Genomic DNA, 14,518 nt, shown 5'->3' on the forward strand with positions numbered 1-14,518 from the left:
TCAGTTTCCTTCTTTTGTCTGCTTTGGATTTTGCATGAAGCTCCCCCACAGAAGCGCGAAGCTGGAAATGATCGCTCCGGCCCACAACAGTGCGGGCGAATAGCGCCGGATGCCGAGGAAATGCCAAGTCTTGCACAACGACATGGCAAGCGAGCAGCGGTCAGACGTCTGCAGCAGACATGGCAGGGTGCGCTCGATTGGAAATCCGGTGTTCGACATGACCTGTGCGTAGACGATCGCCCACCAGACGAGAGCAATGAGCGTCAGGACAATTCCCGCCGCTTCCAGCCAGCGCGGCGAAAACAGTTTTCTGACCGATGCCGACGTATTTTCGGTCATGCCGAGAACCCGAGAATCTCGAGGATGTGCTGGCGTTGGGTTACGATGCGCGGATCGTCACGCCGCCGGGGGTAGGGCAGATCGACCGCGACCTCGGCCTTGATGCGTGCCGGGCGCTCGGTCAGCACGATGACGCGCCCGGACAACAGCAGCGCCTCTTCGACATCGTGGGTGACCAGAATGACCGTGTATCCGGCCTGCCGCCAGAGCGCTAAAAGCTCCTCCTGCATGGTCAGCCGGGTGAGTGAGTCCAGCCGGCCCAGCGGCTCATCGAGCAACAGCAGGCGCGGGTCGTTGATCAGGGCACGCGCCAGCGCGGCGCGTTGCGCCATGCCGCCGGACAGCTGGTGCGGAAAGGCGGAGGCGAAAGCCTCGAGCTTGACCAGGCGAAGCGCACCATCGATCCGCTTCTGACTGCCAGGCAGGACGCCGCGCGCTTCCGGCCCGATGGCGACATTGTCGCGAACGGTCCGCCACGGAAACAGCGTCGGGTCCTGAAACACCAGGACGCGCGACGGATCCGGTCTGGCGACGATTGTCCCGTTTGCCAGCACCTCACCGCTGCTTGGCCGTTCCAGCCCTGCCGCCAGCCGCAGCAGGGTCGACTTGCCGCAGCCGGACGGACCGAGCAGCGCCACGAACTCGCCTGGCGCCACGGCCAGGTCGATCTGGCGCAGCACCGGCAAGGGCTGTCCATCCAGATCGTACTGATGCGAGACGGCCTGGAAGTCGATGGCGAGGCCGGTAGAGCTATCGGATGCGGCGCGGGTGGCGGCAAGGGCTACCATTGCACGACCCCCTTCTGCCAGCCGAGCAGCCGGTCGCGCGCGACGAACAGCAGCTTGACCAGACCCGAGCAGAGCAATGCCATGACGATCAGCATCGCGTAGACGTTGGCGTAGGCCGAATAGGCCGTCTGGAACTGCAGATACCAGCCCAGACCGTATTTCGCGCCGAGCATTTCGGCGACCACCAGCACGGCAAAGGAATAATACAGCCCCATGAACAGGCCGACGAAGACATGCGGCAGAGCGGCCGGTATCGCCACGCGAAGAACCAGATAGCGGCTGCTGGCGCCAAGCGTACGCGCCACGTCGTAGAAGGAGCGGTTGACCGAGTTGACGCCCGACGCGGTCAGGATCGCGACCGGTATGCCGGATGCAAGCGCGACCAGGAACAGGCTCGCCTGGAACGTCGTCGGGAACAGGAAGAAGGTTGCCGGGATCCAGGCGCTCGCCGGCACGGGGCCGATCAGCTTCAGCACCGGCATGCCCCAATAGGCGAAGTTTTTGGACCAGCCTAGCGCCACGCCGCCGATGAAGCCGACAATGATGCCGCTGAAGAAACCGATGGTCCACAGCCGCGCGGTGTAAGCGATGCAGATGAGGATGCGTTGCCAGTCGACGATATAGACATGCAGGAGGCCGTGCGGCGGCGTGAAGAATGGTTTCGGCATCCAGCCGAGCTTGGCGGTGATCAACTCCCAGACCGCGAACCAAAGGCCCAGCACAATCAGCCATGGACCGTAGTGCATCAGCCCGCGGCCAAATCCGCCAAGCTTTTCGACGCTGAATGCAAGACCGGCCAGGATCATCGCTCCGGCGACCAGCAGGGCGACGAAGACATCGCGGCTACCCCACGGAACGACATCGGGGAAGGCAATCGTGACAATGGCAGCGAGCAGCCAAGCCGAGGCGGCATAGAGCCCGTGCTTCCACACCGGCCCGGCAGAAGCGGAAGAAACACTCTTTTCGCCTGCGTCCTCGTCGATCGCTGCGCTCATCACCGCAACCGTCAGGCCAGAATGTCGACCGTCACCCGCTGCGCGAGTTCCGCCGGGTCGGTGGTGGGATCGAGCACCTTGATCAGCGACAGATCAGCGGCCGCATGCTTCACCTGATCCTGCAGATCCTTGCCGACCGGATGGTTGTGCAACACCCATGACGCAATCTCGTCGCGGATATCTTCAAAGGGGAAGCCCGGGTTGAGATTGTCGACGAACCACTTTGCCACCTCATCTGGATGCGCCGCCGCATATTCGTGGATCTCGATGTCGGCCTCGGCCAACCGCCGGATGGCATCCTTGTTGGCATCCAGGAAAGCCGAATTGACGCCAAGCACACAGCAGACTGCACCTTCGAACGAGCCGGTTTGCGTGTTGGCGACTTCCACAAGGTCGAACTTCTTCTTGTGGGAATAGGCCCACGGATCGAGATGCGCCAGCGCATCGGCCTGACCCTTGCCAACCGTTTCGCCGACCAGATCGAACGGCACGTTGAGCCAGTTCACATCATTTTCGGGATCGAGGCCTGCCTTGGCCAGCGCAACCTGGAAGGAGTGCTTTGGCGGGCTGGCGACGTCGTAGGAGACGATGGTCTTGCCCTTCAGACCTTCGAGCGTGGTGACGCCGGAGGCCTTTGACGCCAGCAGCCTTGTACAGCCGCCATGTGAGCCGACGAACAGCTTGACGTCCAGCCCCTGCTCCAGCGGCTTGATCCAGTCATAGAGCAAGCCGGCGCCGGCATCCGTCTTGTTGGTGGCGATCGACTGGATCAGCGTCTGGCCGCTGGCACCTTGATAGTAGAGTTCGATGTCGAGATCATGCCTGGCATAGATGCCCTTCGAAAGGGCGAAGGCGATCGGCGAATGGCAGGCCGCGAACTCGGTCCATGACAACCGCACCTTGGTCGCATTGCCGGCTATGGCGTAGCTGGTCGGCCTGGCGAGCAGGGCCACAGCCGCGGCGCCAACACCGAGTGTGCCGGCGGCGCGCAACACGCCGCGCCGCGAGATCTTCGATGTTGCCCCGATTTTCCTGCTGGAAGTCATTGTACCCTCCTGTGACCGGATCGATGTGGAGCCGACGATTTGTTCGCCAGCAGAAATGCCTCAGGCGGCCTTCAATTCGCGATCGCCGACGGCCTGATCGAGCGCCTGTTCAAGATCGCGAATGATGTCGTCGGGATGCTCGATGCCGACGGAAAGCCTGACATAACCGGGCGTCACGCCGGTCGCGAGCTGCTCTTCCGGCGAAAGCTGCGAGTGGGTCGTGGTCGATGGATGGATAGCCAGCGAGCGTGCATCGCCGATGTTGGCGACGTGGTAGAGCAGCTTCAACCCGTTGATGAAGGAACGTCCAGCCTCGCGGCCATCCTTGAGTTCGAACCCGACCAGCGCGCCGTAGCTGCCCTGACGGAAATAGGCGTCGGCCCGGCGCTTGCTCTCGCCGCTTTGGTAGCGTGGGAAGATGACGTTGCTGACCTTTGGATGACCGCGCAGAAACTCCGCCACCTTGATGGCGTTCTCATTGTGTTGACGGATGCGCAAGGGCAGCGTCTCCAGGCCCTGCAGCAGCTGGAAGGCATTGAACGGGCTGATCGCGGCACCGACGTCACGCAGAAGCACGGTGCGGATGCGCAGTACATACGCCACCGGTCCAAGCGCTTTGGCCGCCTCGGTCCAAACCTTGCCGTGATAGCTTGGATCGGGCTGGTTCAGCGTCGGGAAGCGTTCGGCATGGTCTTCCCATGGGAAGTTGCCGCCATCGATGACGATGCCGCCGATCGAGGTTCCGTGGCCGCCAATGTATTTCGTCGCCGAATAGACCACGACAGCCGCGCCATGGTCGAACGGCCTGATGCTCAGCGGTGCCGCGGTGTTGTCGACGATCAACGGCACGCCGAGCGACCGGCCGATGTCAGCGACTTCCTTGATCGGGAAGACTTGCAGCTTCGGATTGGGCAGCGATTCCGCATAGTAGGCGCGTGTCCGCGCATCGGTGGCACGGCGGAAATTCTCAGGGTCGGACGGATCGACGAACCGTACTTCCACGCCCAGGTGCTTCAGCGTGGCAGCAAACAGCGCCCAGGTGCCGCCATAGAGATCGGTGGCGGAGACGATGTTGTCGCCGGCGCCGGCAAGGTTCAGCACCGAATAGGCTGAGGCCGCCTGGCCGGAGGACACAAGAAGGGCAGCAGCACCCCCTTCCAGCGCCGCGATGCGAGTCTCCAGCGCATCCTGCGTCGGGTTCGAGACGCGCGTGTAGATATGGCCGATCTCATCGAGGGCGAACAGCCGGTCGGCATGGCCGGTGTCCTGGAACTGGTAAGACGTGGTCTGGTAAATAGGTACGGCAACGGCGCCGGTGGCGGGATCGGCGCGCCAGGAGCCGCCGTGAAGGGCAAGGGTCTCGGGAGAAAGATTTTCCAGGGTCATTTATCGTTCCTTCCTGATGGTTGTGGCGGTCAAGCGACCGGGACAGCTTCGGCGCGTGCCTGGGCGGCCAGCAGATCGGCGTGATGGCGCCGCGCGACGTCGGGATGCGAGCGCAACCGGCTCTTCAGCGCGTTTTGCCCGGAATTGCGGTAGAGCGGATTCTGCGGATCGCGGGTGACCCCGTTCGCCTGCGCCTTCAGGTGCGGCGCCAGATCCAGGAGCGGAATCTCGGCATCGAACGGAGCGCCGAGGAAGAAGGCGACCGACAGCCGGTCGGTGCCGGCTGGCGGCGTTACGACCCGGTGCACGGTGGCCTTCAGGTAGCCATCGGTCGCCATTTCCAGCAGTTCGCCGATGTTGACGACAAAGGTGCCGGCGCGCGGCTCGGCGTCAATCCAATCGCCATCGGCGCTTTCGACCTGCAGCCCCTTCTGCCTTTCCTGCAGCAGGAGCGTCAGGAAGCCGCTGTCCTTGTGCGCACCGACGCCTTGCTCGCTTTCGGTCGCGTCACGGCCGGGATAGCGGATGATCTTGATGAGGTGGTTCGGCGTGCCGGCATAGATGGCTTCGAAAGCACCCTCATCCTGCTCCAGGACAATGGCAAAGGCTTTCAGCAGGCACGTCGAAAGATCGGTGAGGCGATCCTGCCACTCCAGCAGAAGCGGCTTCAGCTCGGGCAAGGCGCTTGGCCATTGGTTCGGCCCCTGCAGGCGCGTCCAGGCCGGCAGCGAGGCATTGCGCGGCAGCGCCGGTGCCTCCGAGCCGATGTCGACCTGCTCGCGCCAGTCCCTCTGGCCTTTCGTCAGCTCCTGTCCAATCCGGTTGTAGCCGCGGAAATGCGGCGAGTTGACCATCTCGATCTGGAGCTTGTCCCTGTCCGGCAAGGCAAAGAAACGTCGTGACGCGCCAAGCACATCGTCGATCAGCGATTGCGCGATGCCATGTCCCGTCAGGTAAAAGAAGCCGACATCGCGTGCAGCCCGCCGCAATCCCTCGATGAATTCTTTGCGAGACACCGGATCGGCTTCGTAGCGATAAAAATCCAATACCGGAATCGTTCTCTTGTCTGCAGAACTGCTCATGTCGATCCTCACGTTTGGTGATCGAAGCGTCGCACCGCAGGCGATGGAAACAAAGAAAACGTCATCCCTTTCGGCGGCAGGTGAGGAAATTCCAGTATCGCCTGTGCAGGACAGGCAGCGCGTTTTTGTTAATTCTACAAGATTGGTAGATTTTGATTTGTGACCGGTATCACGTGTTGATCTCTACTCCGCGGCCGCCCGGATCCGCTCGCGGCCGCGCTCCCAGGACAGGCCTGGGACCGCCGCCAGCAGCGCACGCGCATAGTCGGATCGGGGGCGCGTCAAAACCTGCTCGGCGGGTCCGTCCTCGACGATCTTGCCGCTCTGCATGACGACGATGCGGTCGGCGATCGCCGAGGCGACACGAAGATCGTGCGTGATGAACAGCATCGACAGGCCAAGATCGCGTTTGATTTCCGCCAGAAGGTCGAGAATCTGCGCCTGTATCGAGACATCCAGGGCCGAGACCGGTTCGTCGGCGACGAGCAGGTCGGGCTCAAGCATGAGTGCTCGCGCCAGGCCAATACGCTGCCTTTGGCCGCCCGAAAAGGCATGCGGGAAACGATCGGCCGCACCGGGGTCAAGTCCGACGCCGACAAGGAGGCGGGACATGCGCTCCTCCGCCCTCTCGCGTGAAAGGCCGTTGACTATGGCGGCTTCGGTAAGGATGCGGCGGACGCGATGGCGCGGGTTGAGGGAGGCGAACGGATCCTGAAACACCATCTGGATACGCGGACGTAAAGTGCGTTCCCTTGTCGTGCCGGCGAGATCGCCACCGTCGAAGCTCAGGCTGCCTTCATCCCAGTCGGCCAGTCCGACGACGCATTGGCCGAGCGTCGTCTTGCCCGAACCGGATTCACCGACGAGGGCGACCGTCTCGCCGCGCCCAATCGTCAAATTGACACCGTCCAGCGCCCTGGTGGCGGAGGCCTGCCGCCGCCAAGGGGCGCGGCGATCACGATAGGTCTTGGTCAGCCCGCGGACAACGAGAAACGGATCCCCTGCGTCCCGTCTTTGAATTGCACTGGTATGAAGAACCGGAACGGCTTCGATCAGGCGGCGTGTGTAGGGCTGCGATGGCGCTTCGAGGACGTCGTCTGCTCTGCCGCTCTCAATCACCCGGCCCTCCTTCATCACCATGACGCGATCGGCGATATCGGCGACCACGCCGATATCATGGGTGATGAACAGAACGGCGAGACCGAGCCTTTCGCGGATTTCAAGGATCAGCCGCAGGATTTCCGCTTGCGTCGTGACGTCGAGCGCGGTGGTGGGTTCATCGGCGATCAGCAGGTCCGGATCGTTGGCGATCGCCATGGCGATCATCACCCGTTGCCGCTGTCCGCCCGAGAGCTGGTGCGGGTAGCGGTGAATGATCGTCTCGGGATCCGGAAGCCTGGTTGCCCGCGCCAGCTCCAGCACGCGAGCGGTGCGCGCCTTGCGGTCGCCGCCATCATGCGCGGCGAGCGCTTCCTCGATCTGGCGGCCGATGGTCAGCACCGGATTGAGCGCGCTCATCGGTTCCTGGAAGATGAAGCCAATGCGCTTGCCGCGCAGCAGGCGGAACGAAGCCTCGCTGATCCCGGCAATGTCGCGGCCATCGAAACGGATCGTACCGGCGGCGATCCGGAGCTGCTTGGCAGGCAACAGGCCGGCAATAGCCGCGGCCAGCACGGATTTGCCGGACCCGGATTCGCCGACCAGGCAAAGCACTTCGCCACGGTCGATGCGCAACGATACGCCCTCGACGGCCAATGCCCGATCGGCATCGACCGGCAAGGCGATGGAGAGACCGTCGATCTCGACCAGGGCACTCATGCGCGCCCACCGCGATTGCTGTTGCGAGGGTTGAGCCAATGGTTCAGGCCGTCGCCGACGAGGTTCAGGGAAAGAACGGTGAGGAAGATCGCCAGGCCCGGAATGGTCGACAGCCACCAGTTGACGCGAAAGGCGGTCCTGCCGGTGCCGAGCAGATAGCCCCAGGAGACGAACTCGCGATTGCCCAGACCAAGGAAGCTGATGCCCGATTCGATCAGGATGACGGTCGCCGTCATCAACGAAGCGGCAACGATCACGGGCGACAGCACGTTGGGAAGGATGTGCCCCCAGATGATCCGGGCAGTCGACAGCCCGCCAACCCGTGCCGCCCGCACGAAGTCCTGGTTGACGAGGCTCAGCACCTCGGCCCGGACCAGCCGGGCGATCTGCGGCCAGCTGACGATTGCGATGGCCAGGATGATCGAAGCCAGCGAAGGCGCGACGATCGCAACGATGACGACCGTCAGCAGGAAGCTCGGGATGGTCTGGAAGAACTCGGTGAACCGCATGGCGACGTCGTCGACCCAGCCGCCGAAATAGCCGGCGACAGCACCTATCGCCGTGCCGAAGGCGACGGCGAGCAGCGTCACCGCCAGAGCGATCAGCAGCGTGACCTGCGCCCCGTGGGCGATGCCGGCCGCAAGATCACGGCCGAGCATGTCGGTGCCGAACAGATGACCCGGGCTGAAGGGCGGCAGGTTCGGGCGCGCAACCATGCGCCAGGGATCGCCCGGAAAGAGTATACCGGCGAAGATCGCCATCAGGAGGATCGCGATCAGGATCAGCGCGCCGGCGACAGCGCCCGGATGCCTGAGGAACGGGGTTCGCGGCAAGGCCATCGCCTCAAGCTCCCATTTCGATGCGCGGATCGGCGGCAACGTAGAGAAAATCCGCGGCCAGGTTGATGACGACGACGATTGTCGAGGTGATGAAGAAGATCGCCAGCAAGAGGTTGTAGTCCCGCTGCATGAGGGCATCGAAGGCGAGACGCCCGACGCCCGGCCAGGCGAACACCGTCTCGATCAGGATCGACCCGCCGATCAGTTGTCCGGCCTGCAAGGAGGCGAAGGTGATGATCGGCAGCAGCGCGTTCCTCAGCACATGCTGGCGCCAGATCAATCCCGGTTTCAGGCCCTTGGCCCTGGCGGTACGGACAAAATCGCGATCGAGCACGTCGAGCACCGAGGCGCGCGTCACGCGCATGTAGATGGCCATGTAGAACAGGCCGAGCGTCAGAGCCGGAAGAATGAGATGAACGGCGACATCCCCGACAAGCGAGAGATCCGACCCGCCCTCGCCTACCGTCTGCATGCCGTAGGACGGCAGCCAGTTCAGCCAGACCGAAAACAGCAGGATCGCCATCAGGCCGGTCCAGAACAGCGGCATGGCAAAGAACATCACCGAAATGCCGGTCAGCACGGTGTCGAGCAGACTGCCGGCGTGCCGGGCGGCGATAGACCCGAGCGCAATGCCGGTCCCCAACGCAAAGCCAAAGGCGGTCAATGTCAGAAGCAGTGTGGCCGGCAGCCTTTCCGCGATGATATCGATAACAGGACGCTGGTCGCGGTAGGATTGGCCGAAGTCAAGACGCGCCAGCGACTTGGTGTAGATCCACAATTGCTCGGGCACGGAGCGATCAAGCCCGAGATCGTGGCGCAGTTCCGCGACAAAGGCCGGGTCGGCCGCGCCCTGATCCCCGGCCAGGACGGATGCCGCATCTCCCGGTGCGAGGCGCAGCAGCACGAAGTTGAGCACGATAACCCCAAACAGGATGAGAACCGCGCGGGCGGCCCGTCCCGTCAGGAAGCCAAGACGATCCATCCTACCCAGCCCGCCAGCTATTTCGCCAGCCAGACATCGGCGAAGTTTTCATCTGTGCCGAGACCGGTCGCGATCAGATTGTGAACCTTGGTTCGGTAGAGCGTCGGAAAGACGATGTCGTGCGTCCAGATGAGCGGCACGTCGGCGGAGATGATCTTCTGGGCTTGCGAATAGAGCGCCTTGCGCTTGTCGAAGTCGTTCTCATGGGCGGCGTCGGCCAGCAGTCTGTCGACCTCGGGGTTGGAATAGCCATGCACATTGCCGCCGGTCGTGCCCGCATTGTCGCCTTCGAGCGTGGTGTAGGCATAGCTGATGCCGATTGCCGGGTCAGGGGTGGTGTAGACAAAGTTTTCGGCAAGATCATAGTCGAAGGTGGTCAGCCGCTTGAACCAGCCCGGCACGTCGGTCGCCACGATGTTGACCTTGATGCCGACAGACGCCAGCGCCTCCCGGACATATTCCGCCTCGCGCTGCCACAGCTCGCCATAGGGCAGCGGAACGAACTGCAGTTCGAAGCGCACGCCGTTGGCGTCGGGCTTCAGGCCGGCCTCGTCGAGGATGGCGTTCGCCTTGGCCAGGTCGAATTCATATTTCGTTTCGACCGATGTGTCCTTGAACCGCGACAGGCGCGACAGCGGGCCGTTGGTCTCGTGGCCGAATCCACCAAAGATCGTGTCGATGATGAACTGGCGGTCGATCGCATGCGCGATCGCCCGGCGCACCCGCGCATCGTCGAGCGGCTTGTGGCGGTTGTTGAGGTGGATGTAGCCGACCGGTTGAAGAAATTCCCAGCCTGCCTCGGTCAGTTGCACGCCATCGAGCCCGGCCAACCGCGTAATGTCGAAGTTCTCGACGTCGCCGGCGCGCAGCACATCCACCTGACCGGTTTCGAAAGCGATGGCGCGGCTGTTGGCGTCAGGGATGACGTGGAAGAAGATGTCGTTCAGATGGGGCTTGCCGGCATCCCAATAGTCAGGGTTGCGGCCAAGGTGGATGAAGGACCCCTTCTTCCACTCGGCGAATTTGAACGGCCCGGTGCCGATGAACTTGCTGTTTGCCTCGGCGGTGCGAAAGTCGCTCACCCCTTCATAGAGATGGGCAGGCAGCACGGCGGTGTTGTGCACATAGATGAAGGCCGGATACGGCGCCTTGAGCGTGAACACCACGGTGTAGTCGTCCGGCGTGGCGATGTCCTTCACCTCCGCCAGATTGAGCCGAGAGCGGGCCTGAAGCGCGGGCAGGAACTTCTGGAAGCTGAAAACCACGTCCTTGGCCGTGAAGGGCTGACCGTCATGCCATTTGACGTCATGGCGCAGGTTGAAGGTGTAGACGAGGCCATCATCGGAAATCGACCAGCTTTGCGCCAGCCGCGGCAGCGGCTTCAGGTCGGCTGAATAGGTCAACAGGCTCTCGTAGATCTTGTTGCCCACATAAGTCGTCGGACCAAGACGATTGACGCCGACATTGACCGTCGGCGGTTCCGGCTGGACGATCAGGTTGAGCGTCCCGCCTGCCTCCTGTGCCGCAAGTCCGGTCAGCGTCAGAAGCGTGGCTGCCAGAGACAGCATGATGGTTCGCAACAGGCGGGAGATCATCGTGAATTCACCTTGTCGAGTAATTGATCGCGGAGCCTGAGATGTCGCTCCGCAGGAGAGTGTGGCTCCACCGAATGACGCGGCCGATCTGCTTGCGAATTGCGGTGCGAATTTGTGTAGTAAGATTATAGACAAAGGGGATTATGATAAGGGAACATGCTTCATCGATGTCAGCCAGAGCGAATATTTTTCCCAATATCCGTGCTGAAATGAGAGCGAATTGCCCGATGGCGGGCGGTCACGACAGGCTCGCCGGGTCGCGCCATCTGGTTGTGATGTCGACGGCGAAGGTGCAGAACACGAACGATGCCGCGGCGAAGATCGTCGTCCCGATGACGACCGGAAAATCGCCTTCAAGCGCCGAGTTGATCGCCAGCCGGCCGACGCCGTCCAATCCGAAGATCGTCTCCGTGACGATCGCCCCACCCATGATGACGGCAAGCTCCAGGCCACCCAGCGTGATCACCGGATTGAGCGCGGCCTTCAACGCATGATCGTAATAGACCCGCCATTCCGGAACACCCTTGGCGCGCGCCGTCCTTATGTAGTCCTCGCCCAGAACCTCAAGCATGCTTGCGCGGATCAGCTGCTGGAAAATGCCGATCTCGGCAAGTGCCAGCGTCAGCCACGGCAGGGCCAGATGCCGGGCCCATTCGAACGGATCTTTCGTCAGCGGCACATAACCGCTGCTTGGAAACCAGAAGACCCCATGGTTGGAGAGCTGGAAGAACAGGAAATAGGAGATCAGGATGCCGGAGAGGAACGTCGGCACCGACAGGCTCGCATAGGCGAAGCCCGATATCAGCCTGTCCAGCCAGGAGCCCTGCCGGCGCGCGGCAATCACGCCAAGCAGGATCGACAGCGTCATCCAAATGACGACGGCACCAAGGGCGAGCGAAAGCGTCACCGGCACCTTGGACAGGATGAGGTCTGTCACCGGTGTCTGCTTGCGGAAGGAGTAGCCCAGCGCCGGCGGCCAGTGAGCGATCCCCATCGGCGCGCCCTGGATGTCGGGGCCGCGGTAGAGATAGTACCACAACTGCAGATACCATGGCTCGTTGAGCCGCAGCGCGTGTGCTATGGCATCGATCGCCTGCTGGCTGGCGTTGCGCGGCGCCAGCATCGCGGCCGGATTGCGATAGGCTATGCGGGTGATGAAGAACGCAATCACCAGCACGATCAGCAGCGTCGAGAGCGCCCGGAAGATCAGCCTGCCTGTGTGCCGGATCATGGCGTCACCCGCTGCGGCGATGGGGGTCGAGGACGTTGCGCAGGCCAGCGCTCAGCGTGTTGAAGCCGGCCACGGTCAGAAACAGCGCGATGCCGGGTCCGAGCAGGAACCATGGCTGCAACTGGTAGAGGGATGAGCGCTGCGCCTCGGCGATCATATTGCCCCAGCTCGGCTGCGGCGCCTGCACGCCGACGCCGAGGAAGGAGAGCGTCGCTTCGGCGATGATGTTGGTCGGCAGTTGTACCGCCCAGTAGACCAGGATGACCGGCGCGATGTTGGGCAGGATCTCGCGCATGATGATCCTGGTCTTCGAGGCGCCGATCGTCTGCGCGGCTTCCACCAGCGGGCTGCGGCGCAGGACAAACACCAGGCCACGCGTCAGCCGGGCAAAGTAGGTCCAGGAAAACAGGGTTATGATCAGCACCACCACCAGGGAGGGCGCAACAAACGGCTTGCCATCGACGCCCCGGTTCAGCGACAGGAGGCTGAGCGCGGTGACGATGAACGGAAACGACAAAGCGACGTCCACCGCCTGCGAAATGACGCGGTCGACGCGACCGGCAAGAAATCCGCTGACGAGGCCAATGGCGGTGCCGATGATCATGGCAAGCGTGGTCGCCGGGATGGCGATGGCCAGAGATACGCGCGCGCCGTAGAGCGTTCTGACCAGCACGTCGCGGCCGTTGCCGTCGGCGCCAAGTGGAAATTCGAACGTGGGGCCACTCGGCAGTCCCATCTCGGTCAACGCCGTATCGCGGAACTGCTCCGTCACCCCGTGCCCCAGCAGCCATGCGACCACTGGCGCCAGCAGCGCACCGGCGGTGACGAAGCCTATGATCAGCGCGCCGATGCGAAAGGACCGTTCGCGCAGCAGCGCTCGCAGAAGCAGCGACCTGTAGGAATTCACCACCTCGCCATGCCCCAGCAGGACGTGGTCCTGGACGGACGCCAGGGCACGGATCTCAGGCATGCGCGGCGATCCGCTCGGGAACCGGGTTGCGCCGCAGGACCTTGCCGGGGATCGCGTCTATCAGCCTGACCGTGTAGGGATGCCGGGGAGCGCCGAAGACACGGCCTGTCTCGCCGGCTTCCACGATGACGCCCTTCTCCAGCACGATGACGCGGTCGCACAGTTCCGACACGACGCCGAGATCATGCGAGATGAAGAGCAGCGACAGGCCTCGCTGCCGGCGAATGGTCTGCAGCAGCCTGATGATCTTCGCCTGCGTCGTGATGTCGAGTGCCGATACCGGCTCGTCGGCGACGATCAGCGAGGGTTCGAGCGCGATGGCGCGCGCAATGGCGACACGCTGCCGCTGGCCACCTGAAAGCTGGGCCGGGAAACGATCCAGCACGTCGTCGGGAAGTTCCACGTCGCGCACCAGATCCTGCACGCGCCGGCGTATCGCCGCGGTGTCCAGTCTGGTGCCGATGATGAAGGGTTCCGCCAGAATGGACCGGATGCGCCGCCGCGGGTTGAGGCTTGCATAGGGGTCTTGAAAGATAACCTGTATGTCCGACCGCAATTGCCGGTCGATGGCGATGCCGCCGACACCCGGACGCGAATAGATACGCTCCCGCAGGGAGATGCTGCCCTCGTCCGGCCGGTCGAGCCCGGCGATCAGCCGGCCGATTGTCGACTTGCCGGAACCGGATTCGCCGACGAGGCCGACGATCTCGTTTTCGCGGACGGTGAACGAGATATCCGTGAGCACCGGCCTGATCAGACCGCCTGCGGCGGAGCGGCCTGCGAACGAACGCGCGATTGCCGAGACGGAGAGCAAATCGGGCATCGACGGCAGCGCCGGGAGTAGCGATGATCGCGCCGCGCGGGCCACCAGGCCGCCAAGCCGCGCCGCACCGAGCAGCTCCCTGGTGTAGGCTTGGCGCGGTGCCCTGTAGATCAGCTCGGCCGGCGCCTGCTCCACGACGTGCCCCGCGCGCATCACCAGGACATCGTCGGCAATGTCCGAAACGACGGCCAGATCGTGGCTGACGAAGATCATTGCCGTGCCGTGGTCCTGCTGGATTCGTTTCAGCAGATCGAGGATCGACGCCTGCACGGTCACGTCGAGCGCGGTCGTCGGTTCGTCGGCGATGATCAGACCGGGATTGAGCGCGATCGCCGCTGCGATCATCACGCGCTGGCGCATGCCGCCGGAGAACTGCCTGGGATAGTCGTTCACGCGGGCCGAAGGGTCGGGGATGCCGACATCGGCCAGAAGATCGAGAACGCGCTGACGCAGCTCCCCACGTCCCACCCTGCGGTGGGCGGTGATCGCTTCGGCGATCTGCTGGCCGATGGTCTTCAGCGGATGAAGGTTGCTGAGCGGGTCCTGGAAGACGAAGCCGATGTCGGCGCCGCGGGCGCCGCCCCCCCCGAGCGCGGCGGGGGCGCCGCATAAGATCCCCCGGGG

The 14,518-nt window shown here is 63.3% G+C and carries 14 protein-coding genes; 1 reads left to right on the plus strand and 13 read right to left on the minus strand.

Translation table 11 applies throughout. The features are described 5' to 3' along the window. Genes NKK51_RS15190 through NKK51_RS15215 form a run of 6 tightly spaced genes read right to left on the minus strand, consistent with a single transcriptional unit; the run spans position 1 to position 5,636 of the window. Positions 1 to 339, minus strand: coding sequence for a hypothetical protein (locus NKK51_RS15190; protein WP_352553662.1), 339 nt, complete (start codon positions 337 to 339; stop codon positions 1 to 3). Continuing rightward, positions 336 to 1,127: an ABC transporter ATP-binding protein gene (locus tag NKK51_RS15195; protein WP_352553663.1), complete on the minus strand. Its 792-nt coding sequence runs from the start codon at positions 1,125 to 1,127 to the stop codon at positions 336 to 338. The genes NKK51_RS15190 and NKK51_RS15195 overlap by 4 nt, the downstream gene beginning before the upstream one ends. Next, positions 1,121 to 2,122: an ABC transporter permease gene (locus NKK51_RS15200; protein ID WP_128302599.1), complete on the minus strand. Its 1,002-nt coding sequence runs from the start codon at positions 2,120 to 2,122 to the stop codon at positions 1,121 to 1,123. The genes NKK51_RS15195 and NKK51_RS15200 overlap by 7 nt, the downstream gene beginning before the upstream one ends. 11 nt (positions 2,123 to 2,133) lie before the next feature. Beyond that, the gene (locus NKK51_RS15205; protein ID WP_352553664.1) at positions 2,134 to 3,168 is read right to left on the minus strand and encodes an ABC transporter substrate-binding protein; all 1,035 of its coding nucleotides are present in this window, start codon (positions 3,166 to 3,168) and stop codon (positions 2,134 to 2,136) included. A 60-nt stretch (positions 3,169 to 3,228) separates the two neighbouring features. Further along, positions 3,229 to 4,554, minus strand: coding sequence for an O-acetylhomoserine aminocarboxypropyltransferase/cysteine synthase family protein (locus tag NKK51_RS15210; protein WP_352553665.1), 1,326 nt, complete (start codon positions 4,552 to 4,554; stop codon positions 3,229 to 3,231). Positions 4,555 to 4,583: 29 nt separating this feature from the next. Next, the gene (locus tag NKK51_RS15215; RefSeq protein ID WP_352553666.1) at positions 4,584 to 5,636 is read right to left on the minus strand and encodes an isopenicillin N synthase family dioxygenase; all 1,053 of its coding nucleotides are present in this window, start codon (positions 5,634 to 5,636) and stop codon (positions 4,584 to 4,586) included. On the opposite strand from NKK51_RS15215, the gene NKK51_RS15220 reads away from it, so the two are divergent. Beyond that, positions 5,635 to 5,799, plus strand: a complete 165-nt coding sequence (locus tag NKK51_RS15220) for a hypothetical protein (RefSeq protein WP_352553667.1) — start codon at positions 5,635 to 5,637, stop codon at positions 5,797 to 5,799. The two genes, NKK51_RS15215 and NKK51_RS15220, sit on opposite strands and share 2 nt — an antisense overlap. A 20-nt stretch (positions 5,800 to 5,819) precedes the next feature. On the opposite strand, the gene NKK51_RS15225 is transcribed toward NKK51_RS15220, so the two are convergent. The 7 genes from NKK51_RS15225 to NKK51_RS15255 form a co-directional block, all read right to left on the minus strand. Then, the gene (locus NKK51_RS15225) at positions 5,820 to 7,454 is read right to left on the minus strand and encodes a dipeptide ABC transporter ATP-binding protein (RefSeq protein ID WP_352553668.1); all 1,635 of its coding nucleotides are present in this window, start codon (positions 7,452 to 7,454) and stop codon (positions 5,820 to 5,822) included. Further along, positions 7,451 to 8,293, minus strand: coding sequence for an ABC transporter permease (locus tag NKK51_RS15230; RefSeq protein ID WP_023809081.1), 843 nt, complete (start codon positions 8,291 to 8,293; stop codon positions 7,451 to 7,453). Before NKK51_RS15230 ends, NKK51_RS15225 begins: the two co-directional genes overlap by 4 nt. 4 nt (positions 8,294 to 8,297) lie before the next feature. Then, entirely contained in the window at positions 8,298 to 9,275 is a 978-nt protein-coding gene (locus NKK51_RS15235) for an ABC transporter permease (RefSeq protein WP_128302602.1), read from the minus strand. Positions 9,276 to 9,292: 17 nt separating this feature from the next. Beyond that, positions 9,293 to 10,870 (minus strand): ABC transporter substrate-binding protein, encoded by a 1,578-nt coding sequence (locus tag NKK51_RS15240; protein WP_352553669.1) that lies wholly within the window; start codon positions 10,868 to 10,870, stop codon positions 9,293 to 9,295. A 238-nt stretch (positions 10,871 to 11,108) separates the two neighbouring features. Continuing rightward, positions 11,109 to 12,101: an ABC transporter permease gene (locus tag NKK51_RS15245; protein ID WP_352553670.1), complete on the minus strand. Its 993-nt coding sequence runs from the start codon at positions 12,099 to 12,101 to the stop codon at positions 11,109 to 11,111. A 4-nt stretch (positions 12,102 to 12,105) separates the two neighbouring features. Then, a complete protein-coding gene (locus NKK51_RS15250; RefSeq protein ID WP_352553671.1) occupies positions 12,106 to 13,071 on the minus strand; it encodes an ABC transporter permease in 966 nt (321 codons plus the stop codon). After that, a partial coding sequence (locus tag NKK51_RS15255; RefSeq protein ID WP_352553672.1) for a dipeptide ABC transporter ATP-binding protein occupies positions 13,064 to 14,518 on the minus strand: 1,455 nt, incomplete at its 5' end. The genes NKK51_RS15250 and NKK51_RS15255, both read right to left, overlap by 8 nt.

The organism is Mesorhizobium sp. M0011 (assembly GCF_040324155.1).
Lineage (GTDB): Bacteria > Pseudomonadota > Alphaproteobacteria > Rhizobiales > Rhizobiaceae > Mesorhizobium.

Excerpts from the sequence above, each read along its gene's own strand:
- NKK51_RS15190 (WP_352553662.1), bottom strand. The coding sequence starts at position 339 with ATGACCGAAAATACGTCGGCATCGGTCAGAAAACTGTTTTCGCCGCGC.
- NKK51_RS15195 (WP_352553663.1), bottom strand. The coding sequence starts at position 1,127 with ATGGTAGCCCTTGCCGCCACCCGCGCCGCATCCGATAGCTCTACCGGC.
- NKK51_RS15200 (WP_128302599.1), bottom strand. The coding sequence starts at position 2,122 with ATGAGCGCAGCGATCGACGAGGACGCAGGCGAAAAGAGTGTTTCTTCC.
- NKK51_RS15205 (WP_352553664.1), bottom strand. The coding sequence starts at position 3,168 with ATGACTTCCAGCAGGAAAATCGGGGCAACATCGAAGATCTCGCGGCGC.
- NKK51_RS15210 (WP_352553665.1), bottom strand. The coding sequence starts at position 4,554 with ATGACCCTGGAAAATCTTTCTCCCGAGACCCTTGCCCTTCACGGCGGC.
- NKK51_RS15220 (WP_352553667.1), top strand. The coding sequence starts at position 5,635 with ATGTCGATCCTCACGTTTGGTGATCGAAGCGTCGCACCGCAGGCGATG.
- NKK51_RS15215 (WP_352553666.1), bottom strand. The coding sequence starts at position 5,636 with ATGAGCAGTTCTGCAGACAAGAGAACGATTCCGGTATTGGATTTTTAT.
- NKK51_RS15225 (WP_352553668.1), bottom strand. The coding sequence starts at position 7,454 with ATGAGTGCCCTGGTCGAGATCGACGGTCTCTCCATCGCCTTGCCGGTC.
- NKK51_RS15230 (WP_023809081.1), bottom strand. The coding sequence starts at position 8,293 with ATGGCCTTGCCGCGAACCCCGTTCCTCAGGCATCCGGGCGCTGTCGCC.
- NKK51_RS15235 (WP_128302602.1), bottom strand. The coding sequence starts at position 9,275 with ATGGATCGTCTTGGCTTCCTGACGGGACGGGCCGCCCGCGCGGTTCTC.
- NKK51_RS15240 (WP_352553669.1), bottom strand. The coding sequence starts at position 10,870 with ATGATCTCCCGCCTGTTGCGAACCATCATGCTGTCTCTGGCAGCCACG.
- NKK51_RS15245 (WP_352553670.1), bottom strand. The coding sequence starts at position 12,101 with ATGATCCGGCACACAGGCAGGCTGATCTTCCGGGCGCTCTCGACGCTG.
- NKK51_RS15250 (WP_352553671.1), bottom strand. The coding sequence starts at position 13,071 with ATGCCTGAGATCCGTGCCCTGGCGTCCGTCCAGGACCACGTCCTGCTG.